The sequence below is a fragment of the Sphingobium sp. TomTYG72 genome (assembly GCF_055394715.1).
This window is the reverse complement of sequence record NZ_AP027336.1, coordinates 1668015-1691166: the sequence shown is the minus strand read 5'-3', so window position 1 is coordinate 1691166 and position 23152 is coordinate 1668015. Positions and strand designations below refer to the sequence as shown.

Sequence of the window (23152 nt, the reverse complement as noted above, 5' to 3'; positions counted from 1 at the left end):
CCCGCCCGGCGATTGACAAATGAAGGGAAATGCGGATTGCGCGTTATCGGACCCGCGCCAGTGGTTCAATCGGCAAAAGAGCGGAGCATATGAAGTTAATAATACAGATTCCGTGCCTGAATGAAGAAGAATCCCTGCCGGAGGCGCTGGCGGCTCTGCCCCGAGAAATCCCGGGTGTGGACAAGGTCGAATGGCTGATCATCAATGACGGCAGCACCGATCGTACGGTCGAGGTCGCGCTGGCCCATGGCGTCGATCATGTCGTCGACCTGCCGGTCAATCGCGGCCTTGCCTATGCTTTCATGGCGGGGTTGAAGCGGTGCCTGGCGGAGGGTGCAGACATCATCGTAAATACCGATGCCGATAATCAATATAATGCGGACGACATACCGCTGTTGATCCAGCCGATATTGGAACGGCGCGCGCAGATGGTGATCGGCGACCGGCCGATTTCCACTATTGCCCATTTTTCCTGGGTCAAGCGCAAGCTCCAGTGGCTGGGCACCAAAGTCGTGCGCATGGCGTCCCAGGCGGACATCCATGACGCGCCCAGCGGCTTCCGGGCGATCGCGCGCACAGCGGCGTTGGAGATCAACGTCTTCGACACCTATACCTACACGCTGGAGTCCATCATCCAGGCGGGTCTGTCGAACATCCCGATTACCTCGGTTCCGATCCGCGTCAATGGCGAGACGCGGCCATCGCGCCTGTTGCGGTCGATGCATAATTATGTCTGGCGCTCGATGAAGTCGATCACGCGGACCTTCTTCATCTACAAGCCGGGGATGACCTTCTTCTACCTTAGCCTGCCGCCGCTGGCGATCGGTGCGGGTCTGGTGATCCGATGGATGCTGCTGTTCGCGGGCGGGACGGAGCGAGCACATGTGCCCAGTCTGGTGGCCGCGTCATGCCTGCTGGTGCTGGCGGCGCTGATGTGGATAGCGGGGTTGCTGGGCGAGCAGCTGCTTGTCACCCGGCGCATGATCCATGATTTGCAGCTACGCATGCGTGACATGCCTTCATCCTATGACGTGCTGAAGGACGGCAGCGCGCTATGAGCCTTTCGCGGCGCGACCTGCTGGCGCGGCAGGCTCTGGGCGAGATACCGAAGATCCTGACGCTGCTGGACCGGACGCCGGTAAGCCGCACCTATGGTTGTTTCGATCGGCTTTACTGGCACTACCGGATGATCGATTTCCCGTGCGGGATGAGCCAGGAGTTCGTCTATCCGCTGTCGCTGGCCTGGTCGCTGGATGCGCCGGGGAACAGCTATTTTCAGGCGCCTGCTATCCGCGATTTTGTGGAGGCGGGGATCAGGTTTGCGGCGCGGTCGGCGCATGCGGACGGGTCTTGCGACGATTATTATCCCTTCGAGCGGGCGGCGGGGGCGGCGGCCTTTTCGCTGCTCGCCTGTATCGAAGCGGCGAGAATCATCGGTGTCGATGACGATGCGGAAATCCGGGCCTTTTTCCGTAAGCGGGCAGGGTGGCTGGCGACCCATCAGGAATCGGGGCGCCTGTCGAACCATGAGGCGCTGATCGTCGCCAACCTGATCCGCATGTCGGCTTTGGATGGGCCGGAGTGGGAAGAGCCGCTGCGCGCGCGCGTGGCGCGGCTGCTGTCATGGCAGCATGAGGAAGGCTGGTTCGACGAATATGGCGGGGCTGATCCGGGCTATCTGAGCCTGACCATCGGCCTGTTGGCGGATAGCGACCGGCGTCGGCCTGACCTTGGCCTGCGCGAGGCGTGCCGCCGGGCGATCGGCTTCTTCGCGCATTTCGTGCATCCGGACGGGACGGTGGGCGGCGCTTATACCAGCCGGGGTACGCAGAATTTCTTCCCGCATGGGTTCGAGATTGCGGGCGAGTGGATGCCGGAGGCGACGCTGGTCACCGACCGGGCGCTGGCGCTGTTCGAGCAGGACGGGCCGCCTTGCTATTCCGACGATCATATCATCGGGCATCATGTGTGGAGCTGGCTACTCTGCTGGTCCGAATGGCGGACGGATCGGGTTGAGGCTTCGTCGGCGGCCGGATCGTCGGCATGGTTTCCGGGCGCTGGCCTGATTGTCGAGCGGCGTGGCGGGCGGGCGCTCTTTGCGGGGCTGCGGCAGGGAGGGGCATTTCAGTTTTTCGCGGGCGATCGGCTGAGCCTTGCGGATAGCGGGGTCACAATCGCGACGCGGGCTGGCCGGGCGGCGGTGCAGCATCTGCTGGGCGACTATGAGGTGCGCCGGGACGAGGATGGGTTCGATGTCGCGGGCAGGATGGCGTGGGCGAAGTCGACGCTACTGACGCCGGTAAAGTCGGTGATCCTGCGCTGTATGATGGTGAGCCTTGGCCGCTTCTTCCCCGACCTTGTGCGGCGATTGCTCCAGAAGATACTGGTGACCGGGCGAAAGGACGCGCCGTTTCGTTTCCAGCGGAGCCTGCGCTGGGATGGTGACGGCGTCATCATCCGGGACGAGATATTTGCGGATGAGGGGTGGCGGGACGTCGTTTCGGTCGGCATCGGGGGGTTCCAGACCTCATCGACCACCATCATGGCGCGGGTCTGGCAGGCGAACCATTTGCAGCCCTGGAACGACCTGACGCATCTGGTTCGTGCCCTTGGGGCAGGCGATCCGCTGGTCATCGAGCGACGCGTTCCGCGTGAAGGGACTGTTGGTTGATGCGCAAGCTGTTGAGCGTCGCCGTCAGCCTGATCATCCTGGTGGTGATCTGGGCCAGTGTCGATGCGGGCCGGGTGATCGACGTGTTCCGCCATTCGGATCGCTTCTGGCTGGCCATGAGCCTGCTCGCCGCAGTGCCGCTGACGCTGGCAACCGCGTTGCGCTTTGCCATGCTGAGCCGGTCGCCAATCCCTTTTGGCGCGAGCCTGCGGCTGATCCTGTCGGCTTCCACCCTGAACGCGGTGCTGCCGTCCAAGATGGGCGATATTGCGAAGGGATGGGTGCTGGCGCAGAAATACGGCTTTCCGGCCGAGCGCGCCGTGTCTCTGGTCGTGTTCGAGAAGATGATGGACATGGCCGCGTTGCTCCTGTGGGGCACATTCGCGCTTATCTGGACGGCGGGGTCGGATTGGCTGCTGTGGCTGTTCACGCTGGCGGTCGCGGGGCTGTTTCTGCTGCTGGCGCTGCTGATGGCGCCGTTCAGCATGGCGCGGCGGCCGTTACTCTGGGCCATCGGATTCATGCCTGGCAAGATCGCGGCGCGGTTGGGCAGCTTCATGCAGGAATGGACGACGATGGCGGACTGGTTCTGGTCGCGTCCCGCGCGGGCGTGGAGCACGGTATTCTTCTCGGTCGCCATCTGGGCGGGGCATCTTGGGCAGTTCTGGCTATTCACCAAGGCTGTGCATGCCAGTGTCCCGCTGTTTGATAATATGGCGTTCGCGACCTTGTCGATTCTGGCGGGGTTGCTGCCGCTTACGATGGCGGGGATTGGTAGCCGGGACGCGGCGATCATCCATTTCTATTCGCAGTGGCTTTCGCCAGCGGCGGGCGCGGCGGTCGGCGTGCTGGCGACATCGAGATATTTGCTGCCCGCGATCGCCGGTGCGCCGTTCGTGCGTGATTATTGGCAGGGACGCGGCAAGGCGGCCGTGACACCATGATCGGCGGAGCAAAATTGAAAAGCGTCCCGCTGCTGGCGGGCCTGACGCTGATTACCCTGCTGGTTTACGCGATTCAGGCTTTCCTGCTCCATCCATGGGCGATCGCCGATGACGCCCGTCAGTTCCTGAGCTGGACCAGCAGGCTGTATGATCCGGCATCGCGGCTAGGTGATGTTTTGGCGGATTATTGGCAGCAAACGGCGCCGCCCCTCTATGGAGCGCTCCTGCACATAGCCGCTGCCCTGGGTGTCGCGCCCGTGCTGTTCACCAAGTTGCTCGCATTTCCTCTGGTCGCGATAACAGCGGTTCTGGCCTGGAAGCTGAGCGCCTGTTTCACGGTCGACGCGCGCTGCCGCCTGATGGGCACGCTGTTTGTCATGGCCGCGATCATTCACAATGATTCCATTTTTTCGGGAACGCCGCGCGCCTTCGCGTCGCCGCTGATCCTTCTGACGCTGATCGGTTTGCCAACGCGACGGTACGGCCTCACAATCGCGGGGCTTTTGCTGCTTAGCATCGTCTATCCAGCGCCAGCGATCACGTGCCTCGGCATTTTTTCGCTTTGGATAGTGGCCTGGCGTTTCCCGATCGGGTTTTCCCTGTCCTGGAGAAGCGTGGCCCTGCTCGCCCTGGCCACGATCCTCGTCCTCGGATCAGCCTTGCTCTTCAAGGCGGGCATGGGCGATTGGGGGCCGGTCCTGCGCCTTGGCGAAGCGCGAAGCATGCCCAGCCTGATGAGCGTTGGCGGTCGCAGCAGTATCGTTGGGCGGGGCGGAGACATCGCCTGGCTATGCTCGCCCCGCATCGGATATCTTCCCGCCATCATCAATTGTCAGGGCAATGGTGATCCGCGCCTTATGGTCAATCTGCTGCTGAGCGTTGTTCCCATGCTGGCGATCTGGGTCCGGGGCCGACGCGGGGAAGGTGCTGAAGAGAGTTCCCCAACCAAAAGCAATCAGGCCTATGCCCTGTTTCCCTATGCGCTGCTTGCCACGGCCGTCTGCTATCTAATTGCCGCGTTGGTCGCCTTCACATTCCATCTGCCTGCTCGATACAGCCAGCCGGTACTGTTGATCATGGGCAGCCTCGCGTCTGGCCTTTGGGCGGGCCGCGCCTGGAGCTGGTTGCTGGAGCGCAAGATATTAGCGCAACCATTTGCTCGAATGGCGATCATGCTGTTCGCCACGGCAGCGGCAGTCGGGATATTCGCGACACCCAAGACGCGAATGGTTCATGCCGAGCATCCGGACCTTCTCGCCTTCATAGCACGGACGCCGCCGGATACACGCATAGCGGGCATATCCGATGACCTGAGTTTCATCCCCGCTTTGACCGGTCGATCGGTGCTGGCCACGCCGGAACATGATATTCCCTATCACAAGCGCTATCATAGGGAGAGTCAGGCAGGTCTGGAGGCCTCCCTGAAAATGGCGCGCTTCGACGATCTTCAAAGCGCGCGTGACCATATCAGGCGCTATCGCGTCGATCTGCTCGTCTTTGACCGGCAATTTCTGGTGCGAGGCGAATTGCCGGAGAGCTACAAGGCAGTCTTGCCTTCAACGACTGAAGTGAGCCCCATGTTTGCAGAGGCCGAGGCGCTGGGCCGTGCACGCTGCCATATTGTTGAGGGACCGGGCTGGATTGCGCTGTTTGCATCCTGCCTGTCTTGAAACCGTCGATAAGGGGCGGTTCAAACCAGTCCGCCGTCGGCCAGATCGAAATGCTCCTTTTCCAGCCATGAACGAATGGCGTGGGCGCCCCGTATTGAGGAAGGCTCGACAGAATTTGCCATCGTATACTGGAATATTTCCTCCTGCCGCGCGTGGAAATGGCGGCCTCTCTCCGTGAAATGGGGAAGGCAGGCCAAGAGTTCTTCCGAGGAACGGAAAACATCCCCGGCGGTCCATGAGAGGTAGGGCGGTTCCGCACGATGATCCTGCGGATGGGTGTCGATGAAGAAGGCGGGCCTTGGCCTCCACAGAAATTCGTAGATCTGGCTGCTCACGTCGCCGATATAGGCATCTGAACCCAGCGTATAACTCATGTTGCTTAGCCGTTCGCTGTCGACGTCGATAAGAATATTGTCGCAGCTTTTCCAGCGGGCGTCCAAATCCGGCCGCCGCTTCATCACCTTATATTCGAGCGATATGTGCAGTTTCTTGCGGAACAGCAGGACATGGGGCGCGAAGATGAGATTATAGGCATTTCCAGGGCCGAAAGCGAACCAGTTGATGATATCGTGACCGTGACGATACCAGCTGGACAGGTGCGGATCGAAATGCGGATTGTAGACGAAGGTTGGACGGCCATTGGCAAAGAAATCGCGCGGTGCGTTTCTGTCGATCAGGTCGAATTTCGGATAGCCGATGATCGCGACTGACCGTTGTTGGGCGAGGCCATGACGGATCATTTCGTCGGCGACCTTTGGACCTGACACGAGCATCGCGTCGAATTCAGCCATGTCCCGGTGATAGGTTACCGATCGGTCGCCTGCGCCGTGGGGCACGAACATGAATTGGGGGCCGCCGCCTTTCCAATGCTTTTTCAGTTGAAGGCAGGTCCTTTCCGGACTGACGATCAACGATGCATTTTGAAGTGCGCTGGCGTGATGGGAAAGGCGGGAAAGCCGCTCTGCGGGGGCGATCCGGTTCAGCAGTCGGGTTGCAAGACCGGTTTGCGGCACGCTGAGGTCGAACCATGATATGCGGGCAGCGGCCGTGACTCCGACCGCATTGCGGACGCCTTGAGCAATCGCCGGAGTGCCATAGGCACAAACCAGGGGGAGGCTCGGCGCGGTCTCAGCAAGAGCTTTCAAGATACCGGCCGTGTGGGCCAATTGATGCGTTGCGTCATGATTGAACAGGAAAACGACGGAACGCTCAGGTATAATGGCCTTGGACGGGTGCGGCTGCATGACCGGGCTCTCTAGGGTGTAAACTCATAAATGGCACGTTCGAGGCGCCAAAATGGCGAACATATCGGGCCGAAATACGCGCCGCGAAGGTCATAAACCTTTGCCAGCGCATTTCGGTTCGAGATGGAAGCCATTTTGGCGTCCTGCGGATTTGACCAAAAAGGCCCATCCCAGCGTCAAGAGGGCTTGAAATATTGACATATTCCTGCGCCCTCCCTCCTCGGGCTGGGCCTTTTTGCCTCAAACCTCGAACGCGGCATGTATGAGTTTACACCCTAGTCGCCCGCCGCAATCCCGTCAAAGCTGGATGCTCGCTTTAGCTGCGGCGGTCGTACCAGAGGAGCAGGCGCCCGCCTTCGGACAGATGCTGCTGGCGAACGATCCGCGCGCGCTTCGATACATGTTTGAGGAAACACTCTTCGCTGTAATCCGGGAAGATGTCCTCACGCTGCGCAAGCAATTTACGGACCATTGGATCGGATTTAGGCGGGAATTCGATGATGCCGACAGGCGCCAGCCCCATGATCCAGTCGATAGCCATGTCCAGCGGGACATTCCGCCCAATGGCGATATGGTGGATGAAGGCAAGCGCCACGAGCGCGTCCGCACTCGAGGACCGCTCCATCAGGCCCTTGCGCTCCGCCTGCGCCCAACCTTGTGAGGGGCTGGGGTTCGCTGCATCCAGCCATAAGGGCAGGAAAGGTGTATCCGTGCCCTGAAAGCGGTGATGCGCGCGTTCAAGCGCGCCGTAGTCGAAATCGAAACCCACCACGGAAGCCGCGCCATTTTCCATCGCGGCCAGCGAATAGTCCCCGGAATTGCAGCCCAGGTCGAACATTAGGCCCGGCTTCACCGCAGCTGCCATTTCGCCGACGAACGCGCGTTTCGCCGCGGCTTCGGGTGCCGCATAGCTATTATCCTGCGCGTAATCGCCCCAGACGGTTTCGCTTCCCTTGAGCTTGAGCCCGCTGATGTAGCGTCGCAATCCCTCCAGCATCGCTTTCAGCGAGTTGCGGGGCAGCTTGCGCTCACTGGGTTTTCCGGCGATCTGCCCTTTGCGCAGGGATCGCGTCTGCAACGCGGCCTGAGCCGTCACATGGGCCATTATGGTCCAGGAGAAATTATCCTTCCACCGCAAGAGCGGGGCAAGATCTTCCGGTGCGATCCCTTCCAGGCTCCCCCTGAACCAATGCGCCGGAGAAACGCCGAAACGCGCCCAGAAGATGAGCGGGTTGAGGAACTGCATGCAGAATTGGCGATGACCGATCCAGATGTCGCCATCCTTGTACGGGATGAACGATCCATGGTCGATGAAGACAGGGCGGTTGCCGACAAACTGTATATTGTAAGCGGTCGCGTCGGACAGCGCGAAGCCATGCGCGAGCGCCTCAAGTTGCACGTCCAGGTGATGAATGGCTGCCTGCTTATGCAGGGAAAAGGTCCACTCATAGGGATAGGAGATGAACGGGATACGCGGGTGTTCCAGCGCGTAAGCCGCGTCGGCCAGATCGTTCCCCAGACTGGCCGGGTCATGCTCTTCCCAATCGACCAGCATGCCTTTGTCAGCCAGGTGGCGAAGGAAACCTGAATCTCGAGCCGCCTCATAGGCCGGGGCGGCGGAAGGCTTGACCGATCGGAATACGCGTTGCCCACGCACGAAAATGCGGCTGCCGGGGTCGCGAAACGACCCGGCGTCGCTCATCAAATTTTCGCTCACGATCAGTTGTCGCGCTGCGAGCCGTCTTTGCGGAGAACCGTGGCTACCGCAGTCTTGATCTTTCCAATGAAGTGGCGACCGAACATCCCGGCTGCGGCGACGCCGCCGATTACGGCCTGGATGAGCATGCTGCCCGTGGCGCCGTCAAGATAGGCGAATGCCGGCGTGCTGAGCGAAACGAGCAAGGCACCGAACAGGCCGAATGGGACGAAAGACTTTTTCACATGACATCCTGTGTTTCAGTTTCGTGACTGCTTAGCGAAAAGACAGTTTCACGACAATACGCAACCACGCCCACAAGCGACGGGCGTCACCATCCGGCAGGCAGGTTGATTTTCATGAGCGGGACATGCTTCTCATCATCCAGGAAAACCTGGCTGGGCCGTGTCCGGCGCCCGGTCGGCGCGACGGTATAACGGGATTGGGTGAGCCCCGTGACCAAGGTGGAAAGCGACAATGGGGACGCGTCCTTACCCGGCGTGATCGCGGGGCCGCGCACGGCGAAGAGGGTCGAGAAATTGGCGAGTTTTTCGGCGTCGGTCATAATCGCCGCCTGATCCACGAACGGCTTGGCATTGGTCGTTCTGGAACCGTGGTCGCCATGCACGATCATTACAAAATTATCGCCCGCTGCCGATCGACTGATAGCGCGAAAGGCTGTTTCCGTCTTGCGCAGCGCGCACAGCAACTGGTCATAACCCGCGTCCTGCCTGGGACGAAGTGCCCCCGGCCGCTCCCGCCTGATCCAGGCGCCTTCCTTCAGGCGGCAGTCTTCGGTCAGGCCAAAGGGCGAATGTGGTAGCAGGATGTGAGCGAAATAGACGTCGCCCGGCTTGGCCTTGGCAACGTCCGCGTTGAACCTGTCGAATGCAGCAGCCGCATTGAGAGGGTTCATGCGGATATCGGAAATGTCGCGGAATGGCAGAGGCACACCAAGCTTGCGCACGCCATTGTAAAGGAACCCTCCCACCTTGCGAACCGAGCGTGAGGTCAGCTTGCGCAGGATTATGCTGACCTTGCTGGCGGTCGTCAGGTGGGATGTGGCGACCGCGCCCATGTCCTGCGACTGATAGGTTACGCAGTGGGTGATGGAGGCGGAAGCGCACATGTCGAGAAATTCGGACTGATACACGTTGATGTGATGACCGCGTCGCGCGAGCAGGTCGAAATAGGCCGTATGCTCGACCTTTTGTTTCATTTCCTTGGTGCTGCCAGGCTCTTGAACCTGGCCGAAGTTCAGCACTTGCGGTACGGAATTGAGAGTATAGGCATAATCGCTATGCGCGCGGGTGTAGAGCCGGAAGCCGTTGCCGATATAGAAATGTTGGAGGGCCTCGCGGACTTGCGGCGTCCGGGGATTGTCTTCGGGCATGCCGTCGATGCCGCCATGCTCGTCCAGTATGATATGTACGATGGCAGGCAGGCTCGTTGAGCTGCGGCTGCGGGTTGGAGCTTTCGTTATCTCCGTGAAGGCCTGTTCCCTGTGCTGGCCAAGCCCCGCAATGCTGGACAGCGCTGCGACAAGGGCGGCGACAGTGACAAAGGACAAGATCGATCGGCGGGTCGAGAGAGTGAAGAGGAGTACAACCGCGCCCGCCACCATGGGCCAGGGCGCCAAGGCTCCGCCGCCATCGATGATCACGGCGATCAGCAGAGCTTCCAGAAAAGCCCTGATCCACCGGTTGGCTGCGGCGTACAGCAAACCATAAATCGAAGCCACACCTATCAGCACCATCAGTGCGAGGAGAGATTCAACGGTCCATAGAGGATAGCGGTGAAAAAGCAGCAGGTTGAGCAACAAGGCGCCTAAAGCCGCCGATGCTGCTCCGATCGCGCGAAAGGCCGCGCCGGAAGCTATGTCATGCACGTTGGGAGGTGGCAATTCATCTCCCGCTTTCTCTGCTCCTGGCGCCAATTTCCGCCGTCCTATCCTGCAAAAACTTGAATGCCTCTAGAATCATCGTCTGACGAAGTCGAGCGGAAGGCCTTGGTTGCGCACGGGGCATGGAGTGAAGCCACGCAAACTGTAACGCCGCGCGCCAGCGTCGTCCCGTTGCCTGTTTTGCTATTTGACCGAGTTTTTCATCCGGCTCGGGGATTGCTATGGCTGACGCTCGAAGAATGAGTATGTTCGATAGGAGCCGCTCTTCAGTCTCCATGTCAGCATTGTTAGGGGGAGCCGTATGGCGGACATCATCAATCTGCGGCAGGCGCGCAAGGCCAAGGTGCGGAAGGATAAGGAGCAGGTGGCCGCTGCAAATCGGGCGAAGTTCGGCCAGGCCAAGGCTGAGCGTGAGGTGCGGCGGATCGAGGAGGCGCGGCAGGATCGGCTGCTCGACGGTAGCCGACGGGATGGTGACGTCGATCCGCTTGAATGCGCTTAGGACGACAAGCAGTCTTTCAAAAATTTTTAGGTCTTACGAGATGAATGGATTTTCATCTCGCACGCCCCTGCAACAATTCGTCTCTTTGTAAAATCAACTCATCGTGAATCCGTGACCATGTCTGCGGTCAATTGAAAAGCTCGTTGGTTCAGCTTGGGCTATGAGAGGATATATTCAATCTGCTCGCCCAGCTGGTGCCGCGATTGCCGCTGTTCTGGCCCTTGGTTCAACCTGTTCTTTTGCGCAGGAAGCTGTTCCTGATGCAGTCTCTCCACCTGTTGTCGTGCCGCCGCCGGTTGTAGCGCCTGCTACGTCGGTCCCGCAGCCGATGGTCCAGCCGACCGCTTCGGTTGAGGAACGGCTGGATGCTGCGGTGGCTGCCTCGAAAGCCGAGACTGCGGTGAAACCTGCTGCCAGTCGGCGGAGCGCGCGAGTGGCTTCCACGCCGGTTCGAACTGCACCACGGGCGCAAGTTGAGCGCCCTGCTGCTGCGCCGTCGGTTGAACGGGCGGAGGCGCGGCCTATGGCAGCAGCGCCCGGGCGTGAGGCCGCCGTTGGTCCGGCGCCTACGGTGAGCGAAGCTGTGCCCGCCACACCGCCTGCCGCTGAGGCGCGCGAGGTTGGTGCTGCCGATACTGGTACAAAGGAATCGCTCCTGTGGGCCTTGGGCGGTGGCGTGCTGTTGCTCGCGGGGCTGGGTGGGACTGCCGCCGTTCGTCGCCGCCGCAACATTGCGGAGGTCGAGGAAGAGGAGGTTTTTGCGGCCGAGCCGATGGTCGAAAAGCCTGCTGCGGTCGCTCCCCCCTTTATGGAGCGGGAACCGGGGGTTGAGCCTGCTGTTATGCGCGCGCCCCTTGCGGCCGGGGCTGCTTACGGCTCCAGTCTGGAGGCGATGGTCGCCGCGGCCCCGAGCGCGGAAAATCCTTTCCGTACGCACCGTAAGCGGTTGGCCCGGGCGCGGTTCCTGCTAGCGCAACAGCAGAAGGGCGAACGAGCATCCTTTACCGATGCGCCTGCCCATGTGCCGCCGCAGACCATCCATGCCGAACCGCAGGTGCAGACCGTCTATCGGATGGGCGCGGATCGGAATCGAAGGATGACATTCAAGCCGCAAACGCGCTAAGTCACCGGACAATCAGCCAGACTGGGGCGGCATCGCAGGGTGCCGCCCCGTTTGCATGACCTGCGCGCGTCGATTCGGTTGCACTTGGGGCCGACCCCTGATACCGGCGCGCCGGTAATTTCGCGCCAGTTTTGCAGGCCAAGTTTGAAGGAAGGTCGCTCCACCCATGTCCGATAAGATCAACCGCATTGTCCTTGCCTTCTCGGGAGGGCTCGACACCAGCGTGATCCTGAAATGGTTGCAGCAGACCTACCAGTGTGAGGTCGTGACCTTTACCGCCGATCTGGGGCAGGGCGAGGAGCTGGAGCCTGCGCGGCAGAAGGCCAAGCTGATGGGCGTCAAGGATGAGCATATCTTCATCGACGACCTGCGCGAAGAGTTCGTGAAGGACTATGTCTTCCCGATGATGCGCGGCAACGCGATGTATGAGGGGCTGTATCTGCTGGGCACGTCGATCGCCCGCCCGCTGATCGCCAAGCGCCAGATCGAGATTGCGAAGATGGTCGGCGCCGACGCGGTCAGCCATGGCGCGACCGGCAAGGGCAATGATCAGGTGCGGTTCGAGCTGGGCTATTATGCGCTGTCGCCCGACATCAAGGTCATCGCGCCCTGGCGTGAGTGGGATTTGGCCAGCCGCACCAAGCTGATCGAGTTCGCCGAGCAGCATCAGATTCCGATCCCGCGCGACAAGCGTGGCGAAAGCCCGTTTTCGACCGATGCGAACATGCTGCACACCTCTTCCGAGGGCAAGGTGCTGGAAGATCCGTGGGAAGAAGTGCCCGACTATGTCTATTCGCGCACGGTCAACCCGGAGGATGCGCCCGACGCGCCGGAATATATCACGATCGATTTCGAGCGTGGCGACGGCGTGGCGATCAATGGCGTGGGCATGAGCCCGGCGACTTTGCTGGAGACGCTGAACGAATATGGCCGCAAGCATGGCATCGGCCGGCTCGATCTGGTCGAGAATCGCTTCGTCGGTATGAAATCGCGCGGCATGTATGAAACGCCGGGCGGCACGATCTATCACCTCGCCCATCGCGGTATCGAGCAGCTGACGCTGGACCGGGGTGCGGCGCATCTGAAGGATGAGCTGGCGCCGCGTTATGCCGAGCTGATCTATAATGGCTTCTGGTTCTCGCCGGAGCGTGAGATGTTGCAGGCGGCGATCGACCATAGCCAGGAGAAGGTGACGGGTACGGTTCGGCTGAAGCTGTACAAGGGCGGTGTTCAGGTTGTCGGGCGAAAGTCGCCATATTCGCTCTACAGCGAAAAGGTCGTCACGTTCGAGGATGATGCGGGCGCTTATGACCAGCGCGACGCGGCGGGCTTTATCAAGCTGAATGCGCTGCGCTTGCGGTTGCTGGGGCGGCGGGACGGCTGACGAACTCGTCATCCCAACACAAGCTGGGATCTTGTGCGGCCTGGCGCCTTGCCTCCTGAGATCCCAGCTTTCGCTGGGATGACGGGGGGGTAGGCGATACATATTGCGACAAATTCGGCCGTGACATGACAAGTTTACGGGACAATTCTTCCTCATAAGGGGTTTCAGGAGCGGCGATGGCCGTTCGTGACCCCTTGGAAGGAAGAAAAGAGATGATCCGCAAATTTTTGGGCACCGCTGCTGTCGGCGCGCTGTTCGTGGGTGGGCTGACCGCTTCGCATCTGGCGCTGGCGCAGCCGGGCGATGCTAGTGCGGGCGGCCGTCATGGCGGCATGATGGCGATGGCCGACGCGAACAAGGACGGGAAGATCAGCAAGGCTGAACTGACCGCCGCGCTCGACGCGCGGTTTGCGAAGATGGATGCCAATCGCGACGGCAAGCTGACGAAGGAAGATCGGGAGATCAGCCGTCAGGCGCGGCTTGACCAGCGCTTTGCCGCGCTGGACACGGATCGCAACGGTCAGATCAGCAAGGCCGAGTTCGCTGCCGGGCATCAGGGACGCTGGGATCGCCGGGATAGCACGCGCGACGGGCATGAGGGCCACCGCTTTGGTGGGCGCGGCCATCATGGCCACGGCGGCGGGATGATGTTCCATGGTCGCGGCGGTGCGAAGGGCGAGGCGATGAAGGACGGCGTTCTGACGCGCGCCGAGTTCATGGCCCGGCCGATCGCGATGTTCGACAAGGCCGATAGCAACAAGGACGGCTTTGTGACGGCGGATGAAATGAAGGCCGCCCGTCAGGCGATGCGTGAAGCCTGGCAGGCCAAGCGCGGGGCGGACGCCGCGCCGAAGAACTGATCATTGGTAAAGGGTGGAGGCTGTGTCCTTCACCCTTCCAAGCTGTTGATAGTCGTGACAGATATTCCCCATGAGTGAAAAACCCCATCTGCTGCTCGTCGATGACGAGCGTTCGATCCGTGAGCCGTTGGCGCAATATTTGTCGCGCAACGGTTTTCGCGTCACCGCCGTCGAAAGCGCGGCGGAGGCGCGGGTGCGGCTGAACGCTAATGCGATCGATCTGGTGATCCTGGACATCATGATGCCGGGTGAGGATGGATTGTCGCTCTGCCGCCATATTCGCGAGACGAGCGAGATTCCGGTCATCCTGCTGACCGCCAAGTCGGAGGAGACCGACAGGATCGTGGGGCTGGAGATGGGGGCGGACGATTATGTGCTGAAGCCCTTTTCCCCGCGTGAGCTGGTGGCGCGGATCAAGGTGATCTTTCGCCGCGTGGCCACGGGCGGCCAGCGGGTGACGGCACCTGATGGAGCGACCTATGCCTTTGCGGGCTGGCTGCTCAAGACACAGGAGCGCGTGCTCGTGGATCAGGAAGGGGTGGCGCTGCCGCTGTCGACTGCCGAATATAATCTGATGATGGCCTTTGCGACGCGGCCCAATCAGGTGTTGAGCCGTGACCAGCTGCTCGACATCACGCAGGGGCGGGAGGCCAATGCGTTCGACCGGGCGATCGACAATCAGATCAGCCGGTTGCGCAAGAAGATCGAGCCCGATCCGAAGAATCCGACGCTGATCAAGACGGTGTGGGGCGGCGGCTATACGCTGTCCGCCGATGTGAGGAAGCTGTGAGGCGCTTTCGCCTTTGGCCGCAGAGCCTGGTCGGGCAGATCATCGCGCTGGTGGCGATTGCGTTGTTCGTGGCGCAGGCGATCAATTTCGGGCTGCTGCTGCGGGAGCGCAATCGGCTGACGCTGACGGCGCAGACGGCGCCGGGGGTTTATCGCATCGTCGATGCGCTGGACAGTCGGGGGGAGCCGCCTGCGCGCAACCGGCCGCCGCGTGCGCGCTTCTTTGATGCAGCCCCGGTTCTGACGGGCGAACGGCGACCGGAGGTTGAGCGGCGCGCCATGGCGATGTTCGTTGATGTAGGACTGCCCGTGCTGTCGGTACGGGTGGCAGAGCAGAATCAGCCTCCACCTATGCGCCGCTGGGAACGTGTCCGGATGCGCGCGATGGGCGATATGCGCGGCGGGCCTCGGAACGGGCGGCTGACGATGGCGGCTGAATATGCACCGGGACAATGGGTCGTGACCCAGACGCGTGCGGGCAACCGGGCGCCGCGCTTTGGCGGCTGGCTCGCCTGGCAAACGCTGATCCTTTATGTGATCGTGCTCTTGCCGCTGCTGTGGGTCGGGCGAAGGTTGGCGCGGCCTTTGGGGCAGCTGACGCGGTCGGCGCAGCAATTTGCGCGGACAGGGTCGGCCGACCCGGTGGAGGAGCGGGGGCCGGGTGACGTGCGCGACCTGACCACTGCCTTCAACGCGATGCGCAGCCGTATCTTCGCGATGCTGGACGAGAAGGACAGGATGCTGGGCGCGATCGGCCATGATTTGCGGACGCCGCTGGCGTCGCTGCGGGTGAGGGCCGAATCGGTTGAGGATGAGGGCGAGCGGGCGCGCATGTCGCAGACCATCGACGAGATGAACCGGATGCTGGAGGATATCCTTTCACTGGCGCGGGCGGGACGGAGCACGGAGGCGGCGCAGAAGGTTGATCTTTCCGCGCTGGCCGATGCGGTGGTGGAGGATTTCATTGAGCTGGGTTCGCCCGCTGAGATGGCGGATAGTGCGCGGGCGGTGGCTTTGGTGCGGCCGCAGCAGATCAGGCGGGCGCTGCGCAATTTGATCGAGAATGCGATCGTCTACGGCGAGCGGGCGCATGTGTCGGTGGTGCGCGAAGATGGCGCGATCCGGCTGGTCGTGGCGGATGATGGACCGGGCATCGCCGAGGATCGGATGGAGGAGATGATGGAGCCGTTTACGCGGCTGGAGGGGTCGCGGAACCGGGAGACTGGGGGCGCGGGGCTCGGGCTGGCGTTGGTGCGGGCGATCATGGCGGAGCATGGGGGTGCGCTGAGGCTCGCGAACCGGGTTGGTGGCGGGCTGGAGGCGAGCTTGGTGCTGCCGGTTTGAGGGGAAAATCCTCCCTGCGCGGAGCGTGGGGAGGGGGACCGCCGCGTAGCGGTGGTGGAGGGGAATTGGGGGCGATCTGCTCATTTTCCCCTCCACCAGCCTTTGGCTGGTCCCCCTCCCCATCTTTGATGGGGAGGATTTGGGTCAATGCTTGCCCGGCTTGCTCGACGTGCCGGGCGCGGTTGGGTTGATCAGTTGGACGCCGGCGGGGAGGCTGGTGCCGCCCATGTCGATCCTGGTCACCTCTTCGCGGGCTATCCGTGCCGGGTTGTCGCGTTCCTTGATCGCCGCCTTGGTTTCTTCGTCCGGCGCTTCGTCGTTGCTGTCGCCGCCACGAGTCCAGCCCAGGATGATCGACATGCGGCGGTTGCGCGGGTCGTAGACATTGCCCTTGGCAAAGGGTTCGCGGTCGGCGACGCCTTCGATGCGGGCGAAGCGGTCGTTGCCGATGCCGCTGGCCGCCAGCGTCTTGCGCGTGGCTTCGGCGCGGGCGGAGGATAGCATCCAGTTGTTCATGCTCTGGCCCGAGCTATAGGGCAGACCGTCGGTATGGCCGCGCACGATCAGTGGGTTGGGCATGCCGCGCACGACGCCCGCCACTTCGCTGACCAGATCGCGGGCCTGCGGGAGCAGGTTGTCGGTGCCCATGGCGAACATCGCGAAATTGGATTCGTCGATCAGGTCGATGCGCAGCCCTTCGCGGGTTTCGGTGAAGCGGACGTTGCGGCGCAGCTTGTCCATGCCCTTCTTGCGGGACATGCGGGCTTCCAGTTCCTTCTTCACCGCTTCGAACTTGGCGCGGTCGGCGGCGCGGGTGGCCTTTCCGCCCTGATCCTTGGTGCCGGTCGCGTCGCGCGGGATGGTGATGGCAAGATTGCCCTGACCGCCGGTCGTGGGATAATTTTCCTTGCTGACCATGGAATCGCCGCCGAACAGGCCGCTTGAGCCAGCCGAGGCCATCTTCAGTTCGACCAGCGTCGGCGTGAAATAGTCGGCCAAGCCCTTGCGCTGCTTTTCGGTGGTTGCGCCCAGCAGCCACATCAGCAGGAAGAAGGCCATCATCGCCGTCACGAAGTCGGCATAGGCGACTTTCCACGCGCCGCCATGATGGCCGCCATGACCATCGACGATGATCTTCTTGACGATGATTGGCCGGGGTTCGGGCTCGTTACCGCCGCGCTTTTTTTCGGCCATGGCTTATTTGCCCCGCATGCCGTCGAACACTTCGGCGAAGGCCGGTTGGTTCGCATGGGTCAGGCTGGAACGCGCGGCTTCGATGACGAGCGGCTGCGGATGGCCATGGAGCGAGGCGATGATGATCTGCTTGACGACATGATACATGGCGCCGTCCGCCTCGATCACCGCGCGGCAGCGATTGGCGAAGGGGCCGACCATGCCATAGGCGAGCAACACGCCGAGGAAGGTGCCGACGAGCGCGGAACCGATCATGCCGCCCAGGATTGCCGGGGGCTGGTCGATCGATCCCATGGTCTTCACGACGCCCAGAACTGCCGCGACGATGCCGAGGGCGGGGAGGGCGTCGGCCAGACCCTGAAGATTGTCGGCGGGCTTCAACGCCTCATGATGATGGGTCTTGAGGGCGTTATCCATGACTTCTTCGACCGCATGCGGATCGAGCGTGCCGGAGGAGACGACCACCAAACGCAGAGTGTCGCTCATCAGGTGGATCAGCGTCTTGTCGGCCATCAGGCGGGGATATTCGGAGAAGATCGTCGAGCTGGCCGGGTCCTCGATATGCGGTTCCAGTGCGACCGGGCCTTCGACGCGCAGCGTCTTCATGAGGCGCGAGACGAGGAAGATGCAGTCGAGAAAATCCTGCTTCTTATATTTGGGACCCTTGAACACCTTGCCAACGCCGCCGCCCAGCGCCTTCAGGTCCGCGCCTGAATTGCCGATGATCAGCGCGCCGACGGCGGCGCCGCCGATGATGAGCATTTCATGGGGCAGGGCGTGAAGCACCGGACCGATGTCGCCGCCCGTGAAGATGAAGCCGCCAAATACCATGGCGAGCAGCACGACCAGGCCAATGAGTGCGAACATGAGTACCCCTGAAAATTCTGCCCGCCGGGCTTTCATCCGGTGGCGCAAGATGCGCTTTCGTCAGATGGTTAACGTGCAATGGTTAGCGGGAGGTTTAGGACGACGGATTTTTTGCATCGGTTCCGCTTCTTTTCCGTCATCCCAGCGCAAGCTGGGATCTTGGCGGCGTGGCGCGTCCTCTCCTGAGATCCGCTGAGTTCACGGAACAAGTGCAACACCTGCTAGGGGTGTTGTTGCGATGGGACAGAGATATGGCCAGCTCAGCCTTGAGGAGCGGATCGAGATTTACCGCCTGCATGCAGGCGGTAAATCGCAAAGAGCCATAGCGGCGCATCTCGGGCGGGCACCGGCTACGATCAGCCGCGAACTGCGGCGCAACAGCGTGCGAACCAAGGTCTGGCCCGGTGGCTATGAGCCTGTCCGCGCCCAGCAGCTTGCCGAACGCAGGCGCCGATGGGGATTGCCGCTTCAAGCTGGAACGCCAACCGGACCTGCGCGGCCTTGTGAGGGACGGCCTTGCGATGGGATGGTCCCCCGAGCAGATCGCAGGCCGATTGACGCGCGAGCACGGTCGCACCCTCATCAGCCCTGAGTCAATCTACCGCTTCATCTACCACCGTTCGGCACAGAAGGATTATTGGCACCGCCTGCTGCCGCGCGCCCGGCACAGGCGCGGTCACCCTGTCCCTACCGGCGGGAGCATGCTCGACATCATCAAGCATCGCCGCTCCTTGAGCGAGCGCCCTCCTGACGCCGATGATCGGCAAAGCCCAGGCCATTGGGAAGCCGATTTCATGCTCTTTGCCCGCTATGGCCAGGCCATCCTCGTCGCCCATGAACGCGCCTCCCGGTTCACGATCATCCACCGGCCACAGGATCGAAAGGCCCGCAGAACCGCAGGCCATCTGGCGGACATGCTGGCCGACCTGCCCCAAACCCTCCGACGCTCCATCGCCTTTGACAATGGACCCGAATTTGCCCGGCATCACCAGCTCGCAAGCCAGATCGGCATCCAGACCTTCTTTTGCGATGTTCGATCACCCTGGCAAAAAGGCGGCGTCGAAAATGCCATCGGACGCCTGCGCCGCAGCCTGCCGCGCAAAACCAACCTCGATGCCATCACCCCCGATGATATCCTCGCCGCCGTACAGCGATACAATCATACGCCAAGAAAATGCCTCGACTTCCTTACTCCCGCAGAGGCATTCTCACGCTTCAATCCAAATGTTGCACTTCAAACGTGAATCTACATCCCAGCATGCGCTGGGATGACGGAGTGGGGGGGCGCAGCCTGAAAACCTAGCGGATCAGGTCGAACAGTGTCTGCTGGTTGATGCGGGCGAAAGCGGATTGGGCGGCTTCCAGCTGGAGCAGCTTGCTTTTCACCGACGAGATGACTTCGGCAAGGTCGGTCGATTCCAGGCCCTGGCGACGTTCCTTCAGGTCAAGGTCGATGCTGGTCAGCCGATTGCTGGTCACGTCCAACCGGTCGCTGCGGACACCCTGCTTGGCCTGTTCGATGGTGACGTGATTCTGCCCCGCCTTTATCGCGGCCAGCGCCGCCATCAGGTCAGCGTCGGTGCCGCCCTGCAAGGCGGTAAGCGCCTGGCCCAAAATGCCGTCGAGGGTCATGGGCGTGCCGCCCACGTCGATTCCTTCCGAAACCTCCTGCCGGGTGCCGACTACCGCCAGATTGAGCCCGCGGCTCACCGGGACGAGCACGCTTTGCGTGTCGTCGAATACCGGCACGCCTTGATAATCGGTCTGATTGAGCAGCGCGCTGATCGCCTCGCGGATGCCCTTCACATCTTCGTAGATCGCGGTGCGTTGTGCCTCGTTGAGCGAGCCATTGCGGGCGGAGGTCACCAGTTCCTGCGCGCTGATGAGCAGGGTGTTGATCTCCTCAAGGTTCGTTTCGGCATTGGCCGCGCGGCCCTGACCATAGCTGACATTGGCCTGCCAGGATGTTTGCTGCGCCTGCGCCTTGCCGATTTCCGACACCTGGACCCAGGCCAGCGCATTGTCCGATGGCTTGGTCAGCGTGATGCCGGTCGAAATGGCGGTCTGCCCTTCGATGATGCCTTGGGACAGCTGCTGCTGACGCCGGATTTCGGCGATAAGCGTCTTGTTGGTGATGCCTACCATGGGTCAGCCCTTTTTAGATGAGTTGCAGGATCGCATCGACGGTTTCCTTCGCGATCTGAAGGATTTTCGCCGAGCCTGAATAGGCTTGCTGCAAACGGAGGAGTTCGGCCGCCTCCATGTCGAGATCGACGCCGCTCACGGCTTCGCGCGCGGCGATCGCCTGATCGCTGCGGCCCTGCGCCGTGGTCTGTTCAGCCTTGACGGACGCGAGCAGGTTCGCCTGCGTCGCGATGATGGAGGTCCAGCCTTGCTCGACGCTGCCATTGCCGCGCAGCACGGTGGATACGGTAAGCAGGTTGCCGTTCAGCGTCCCGTCCGTGGACCTGGTCGCAAGCGCGGCCGGATCAGTGATCAGCGCGGTGACGGTCGCCGCCGTTGTCCCGGACAGGAGGGCGCCGCCCACCGCATTGGCATCGGTGCGGCCCTGCGCATGCCAGTTGTTCATGTCCGTCACGAACTGCTGCGCCAGCGTGTCCAGGCTTGTGCGGCGCTGCGCCGTCGTGACCGCCGAGGAAAAGAGGCCGCCGAGCGTCCCGTTCGACGGTGCGGTCAGCGCCGTGCCGCCAGCCGTAGCCAAGGCCAGCGTGCCGTTCGCGTTGACGGTCAGCGCCAGCGCTGTCGCGCTGTCGCCCTGCACGATCGTCGTGCCATTATAGCTGATCGTCGCGACGTCATGCGCGCCGAAGCTGATATCGACATTGAAATTGGCCGACAATGTGTTCAGCGCCGCGTCGCGGCCATCCAGCAACTGCGCATAGGCCGATGTGCCGGGTTGCGCGCGGAGCAGGCTGTTGTTGATTTCCGCCAGTTGGGACAGCGACCGGTTGATGGTCTCGACCGACGCCGTCGCTTCGGTGGCGATGCCGCTGGATACCTGCGCGAGGTCGGCCGAGGTCCGCTGGAATGCTTCGGCCACGCGGCTGATGCTGTCGAGCGTGGTGACGCGCAGCGACCGGTCGCTGGGGCTGGCGGCGAGCTTGTCCATATTCTGGTACATGCCCGTCATCAGCTTGCCGATGCCGGTGTCCGTATCGTTCAGCGCGCCTTCCAGATCGGTCATCCAGCGCAGCCGTGCGGTGGAGTTGCTGAGCGCCATTCCGGTGTAGCGTACCGCCGCATCCAGATAGGGATCGGCAGCGCGGTTGACGCCCTGCACCTCGGTCCCGCCGAAATTGGCGCGCGCGATGTAGGTCGCCATGGTCGCGGTAGAGGAGCCGGACTCAACAGTCGTCAGCGAGCGGCGCGAATAGCCTTCAGTGCTGGCGTTCGCGATATTTTCCGAGATCGCGGCCATCGCCTGACGATAGGCTTTTGTGCCCGAAGCACCGATGATGAAGAGGTCGCTCATTCGCCTTTAGCCTGTGTAGGCGCGGCTGGCGCTTTGGGCGTGCGGCTTTCATATTGGCGCAGCAGCATTTCCGCGATGCCGAGCGCCCCCTTTTCCGCCATCGTATCGGCGGTGCGCGCGTCGGACATGTCGCGGAACTGTTCGGTCGCGCTTGAATCGAAGATGCCTTCGCCGCCGCCAGACTGGCGCATGGTGCCGATCATCTGGCGCAGGAAAATCGCCTCGAACTGCTTGGCGACCTCCTTCAGTTGCGCCTTTTCGGCTGACGCGCTGGGCTGAAACCCTTGGGAAATTGCATTGATCTGCATCACAACACCACCAGTTCAGCCTTCATCGCGCCCGCCTGCTTCAAGGCTTCGAGGATCGCGACCATGTCGGCGGGGGATGCTCCGATGGCATTCACCGCTTTCACTATATCGGCCAGCGAGGCTCCACCTTTAAAATTAACCATTGGTTTCTTTTCCTGATCGATCGAAATCGAGCTGGAAGGCTCCATGGCGGTCTGGCCGCGAGAGAAGGGCGCAGGCTGGACGATGCGCGGGCTTTCATTGACGCTGACGGTCAATTTGCCGTGCGCAACGGCGGCCGGATGGATCCTGACCGCGCCGTTGATGACGACCGTGCCGGTGCGGGCGTTGACGATGACCTTGGCGGGCGCATCGGCGGGCTTGATCTCGATATTTTCGATCATGCCCATCATCATGATGCGATCGGTCGCGCCGGGGGCGGCGGTGATGTCGACCGACACGGCGTCAGTCGCGCGTGCGCGGTTGTCGCCGAAGGTGCGGTTGATGCCGTCCGCCACGCGCAGGGCGGTGGTGAGGTCGGCTTCGGCGAGGTTGAAGGTGAGGGTCGGCGCGGTGTCGAAGCCGGTTGCGACCGCGCGCTCGACCGTCGCGCCGCCGGGAATACGGCCAGCGGACGGGATGTTTACGGAAACCTGGCTGCCGTCCGCGCCGGATACGCCGAGGCCGCCGACGGCAAGGTTGCCCTGCGACATGGCGTAGATTTCGTTATCCGCGCCGCGCAGGGGCGTCATGATGAGCGTGCCGCCGCGCAGCGACTTGGCCTTGCCGAGGGCTGAGACAGTTACGTCGAGGCGCTGGCCGGGCTTGGCGAAGGCGGGAAGGTCGGCGGTTACCAGCACGGCGGCGGCATTCTTGAGCGCGGGGTTGATGCCCTGCGGCAGGGTCAGGCCGAAGCGCGAGACCATGCCCTTCACGCCCTGCGTCGCATAGTCGAGGCTATCGTCGCCCGTGCCTGCGAGGCCGACGACGATGCCGTAGCCGGTCAGCTGGTTGGGGCGGACGCCCTGAAAGGTGCCCAGGTCCTTGATGCGTTCGGCATGGGCGGGCGTTGTGAAGGCCAAGACGGCGAGGACGGCCAGAATGACGTGCCGCGCGAACTTGCCTAACGCTCCTTCGTCATTCCCGCGAAGGCGGGAACCCATCTCCTGCCTTGCCCCCAG

20 protein-coding genes and 1 pseudogene are annotated in these 23152 nt (G+C 62.2%); 11 read left to right on the top strand and 10 right to left on the bottom strand.

From position 1 onward, the window contains the following. The first annotated feature begins 89 nt into the window (after nt 1-89). The 4 genes from ACZ5U1_RS08500 to ACZ5U1_RS08485 are packed head-to-tail and all read left to right on the top strand — an operon-like array spanning nt 90 to nt 5285. Nucleotides 90-1058 carry a glycosyltransferase family 2 protein gene (locus ACZ5U1_RS08500; protein ID WP_464778033.1) on the top strand — a complete coding sequence of 323 codons (969 nt, stop codon included), beginning with the start codon at nt 90-92 and terminating at the stop codon, nt 1056-1058. Further along, a complete protein-coding gene (locus ACZ5U1_RS08495; protein ID WP_464778032.1) occupies nt 1055-2671 on the top strand; it encodes a hypothetical protein in 1617 nt (538 codons plus the stop codon). Before ACZ5U1_RS08500 ends, ACZ5U1_RS08495 begins: the two co-directional genes overlap by 4 nt. Continuing rightward, entirely contained in the window at nt 2671-3615 is a 945-nt protein-coding gene (locus ACZ5U1_RS08490; RefSeq protein WP_464778031.1) for a lysylphosphatidylglycerol synthase transmembrane domain-containing protein, read from the top strand. Before ACZ5U1_RS08495 ends, ACZ5U1_RS08490 begins: the two co-directional genes overlap by 1 nt. After that, nucleotides 3612-5285: a hypothetical protein gene (locus tag ACZ5U1_RS08485; RefSeq protein WP_464778030.1), complete on the top strand. Its 1674-nt coding sequence runs from the start codon at nt 3612-3614 to the stop codon at nt 5283-5285. Before ACZ5U1_RS08490 ends, ACZ5U1_RS08485 begins: the two co-directional genes overlap by 4 nt. 20 nt (nt 5286-5305) lie before the next feature. Here ACZ5U1_RS08485 and ACZ5U1_RS08480 read toward each other — a convergent pair whose 3' ends face one another. From ACZ5U1_RS08480 to ACZ5U1_RS08465, 4 genes are all read right to left on the bottom strand, one after another. Continuing rightward, the gene (locus tag ACZ5U1_RS08480; protein ID WP_464778029.1) at nt 5306-6430 is read right to left on the bottom strand and encodes a hypothetical protein; all 1125 of its coding nucleotides are present in this window, start codon (nt 6428-6430) and stop codon (nt 5306-5308) included. Between the two features lie 415 nt (nt 6431-6845). Further along, nucleotides 6846-8246, bottom strand: a complete 1401-nt coding sequence (locus ACZ5U1_RS08475; protein ID WP_464778028.1) for a methyltransferase domain-containing protein — start codon at nt 8244-8246, stop codon at nt 6846-6848. A 2-nt stretch (nt 8247-8248) separates the two neighbouring features. Continuing rightward, entirely contained in the window at nt 8249-8470 is a 222-nt protein-coding gene (locus tag ACZ5U1_RS08470; protein ID WP_464778027.1) for a hypothetical protein, read from the bottom strand. 86 nt (nt 8471-8556) lie between these two features. Then, entirely contained in the window at nt 8557-10128 is a 1572-nt protein-coding gene (locus ACZ5U1_RS08465) for a hypothetical protein (RefSeq protein WP_464778026.1), read from the bottom strand. A 301-nt stretch (nt 10129-10429) separates the two neighbouring features. On the opposite strand from ACZ5U1_RS08465, the gene ACZ5U1_RS08460 reads away from it, so the two are divergent. The 6 genes from ACZ5U1_RS08460 (at nt 10430) to ACZ5U1_RS08435 (ending at nt 16130) form a co-directional block, all read left to right on the top strand. Beyond that, nucleotides 10430-10630, top strand: a complete 201-nt coding sequence (locus ACZ5U1_RS08460; protein ID WP_464778025.1) for a DUF4169 family protein — start codon at nt 10430-10432, stop codon at nt 10628-10630. Nucleotides 10631-10958: 328 nt separating this feature from the next. Continuing rightward, the gene (locus ACZ5U1_RS08455; protein WP_464778024.1) at nt 10959-11753 is read left to right on the top strand and encodes an LPXTG cell wall anchor domain-containing protein; all 795 of its coding nucleotides are present in this window, start codon (nt 10959-10961) and stop codon (nt 11751-11753) included. Between the two features lie 166 nt (nt 11754-11919). After that, nucleotides 11920-13137 (top strand): argininosuccinate synthase, encoded by a 1218-nt coding sequence (locus ACZ5U1_RS08450; protein ID WP_464778023.1) that lies wholly within the window; start codon nt 11920-11922, stop codon nt 13135-13137. Nucleotides 13138-13349: 212 nt separating this feature from the next. Continuing rightward, nucleotides 13350-13997 carry an EF-hand domain-containing protein gene (locus tag ACZ5U1_RS08445; RefSeq protein WP_464778022.1) on the top strand — a complete coding sequence of 216 codons (648 nt, stop codon included), beginning with the start codon at nt 13350-13352 and terminating at the stop codon, nt 13995-13997. A gap of 70 nt (nt 13998-14067) precedes the next feature. Then, nucleotides 14068-14787 carry a response regulator gene (locus ACZ5U1_RS08440; RefSeq protein WP_464771161.1) on the top strand — a complete coding sequence of 240 codons (720 nt, stop codon included), beginning with the start codon at nt 14068-14070 and terminating at the stop codon, nt 14785-14787. Continuing rightward, the gene (locus tag ACZ5U1_RS08435; RefSeq protein ID WP_464778021.1) at nt 14784-16130 is read left to right on the top strand and encodes a sensor histidine kinase; all 1347 of its coding nucleotides are present in this window, start codon (nt 14784-14786) and stop codon (nt 16128-16130) included. The genes ACZ5U1_RS08440 and ACZ5U1_RS08435 overlap by 4 nt, the downstream gene beginning before the upstream one ends. 144 nt (nt 16131-16274) lie before the next feature. Here ACZ5U1_RS08435 and ACZ5U1_RS08430 read toward each other — a convergent pair whose 3' ends face one another. Together ACZ5U1_RS08430 and motA are read right to left on the bottom strand one after the other, a co-directional pair. Continuing rightward, nucleotides 16275-17324 (bottom strand): flagellar motor protein MotB, encoded by a 1050-nt coding sequence (locus tag ACZ5U1_RS08430; RefSeq protein ID WP_464778020.1) that lies wholly within the window; start codon nt 17322-17324, stop codon nt 16275-16277. 3 nt (nt 17325-17327) lie between these two features. After that, nucleotides 17328-18191, bottom strand: a complete 864-nt coding sequence (gene motA, locus ACZ5U1_RS08425) for a flagellar motor stator protein MotA (RefSeq protein WP_464778019.1) — start codon at nt 18189-18191, stop codon at nt 17328-17330. Nucleotides 18192-18429: 238 nt separating this feature from the next. Here motA and ACZ5U1_RS08420 point away from each other — a divergent pair. Further along, nucleotides 18430-19435: pseudogene (locus ACZ5U1_RS08420) on the top strand (IS30 family transposase). A 55-nt stretch (nt 19436-19490) separates the two neighbouring features. Here ACZ5U1_RS08420 and ACZ5U1_RS08415 read toward each other — a convergent pair. Genes ACZ5U1_RS08415 through ACZ5U1_RS08400 form a run of 4 tightly spaced genes read right to left on the bottom strand, consistent with a single transcriptional unit; the run spans nt 19491 to nt 23134 of the window. Then, nucleotides 19491-20336 (bottom strand): flagellin, encoded by an 846-nt coding sequence (locus ACZ5U1_RS08415; RefSeq protein WP_464778018.1) that lies wholly within the window; start codon nt 20334-20336, stop codon nt 19491-19493. A 13-nt stretch (nt 20337-20349) separates the two neighbouring features. Then, nucleotides 20350-21684, bottom strand: a complete 1335-nt coding sequence (flgK, locus tag ACZ5U1_RS08410) for a flagellar hook-associated protein FlgK (RefSeq protein WP_464778017.1) — start codon at nt 21682-21684, stop codon at nt 20350-20352. After that, nucleotides 21681-21992: a rod-binding protein gene (locus tag ACZ5U1_RS08405; RefSeq protein ID WP_464778016.1), complete on the bottom strand. Its 312-nt coding sequence runs from the start codon at nt 21990-21992 to the stop codon at nt 21681-21683. Before ACZ5U1_RS08405 ends, flgK begins: the two co-directional genes overlap by 4 nt. Beyond that, the gene (locus ACZ5U1_RS08400) at nt 21992-23134 is read right to left on the bottom strand and encodes a flagellar basal body P-ring protein FlgI (protein ID WP_464780000.1); all 1143 of its coding nucleotides are present in this window, start codon (nt 23132-23134) and stop codon (nt 21992-21994) included. Before ACZ5U1_RS08400 ends, ACZ5U1_RS08405 begins: the two co-directional genes overlap by 1 nt. Nucleotides 23135-23152 lie beyond the last annotated feature (18 nt).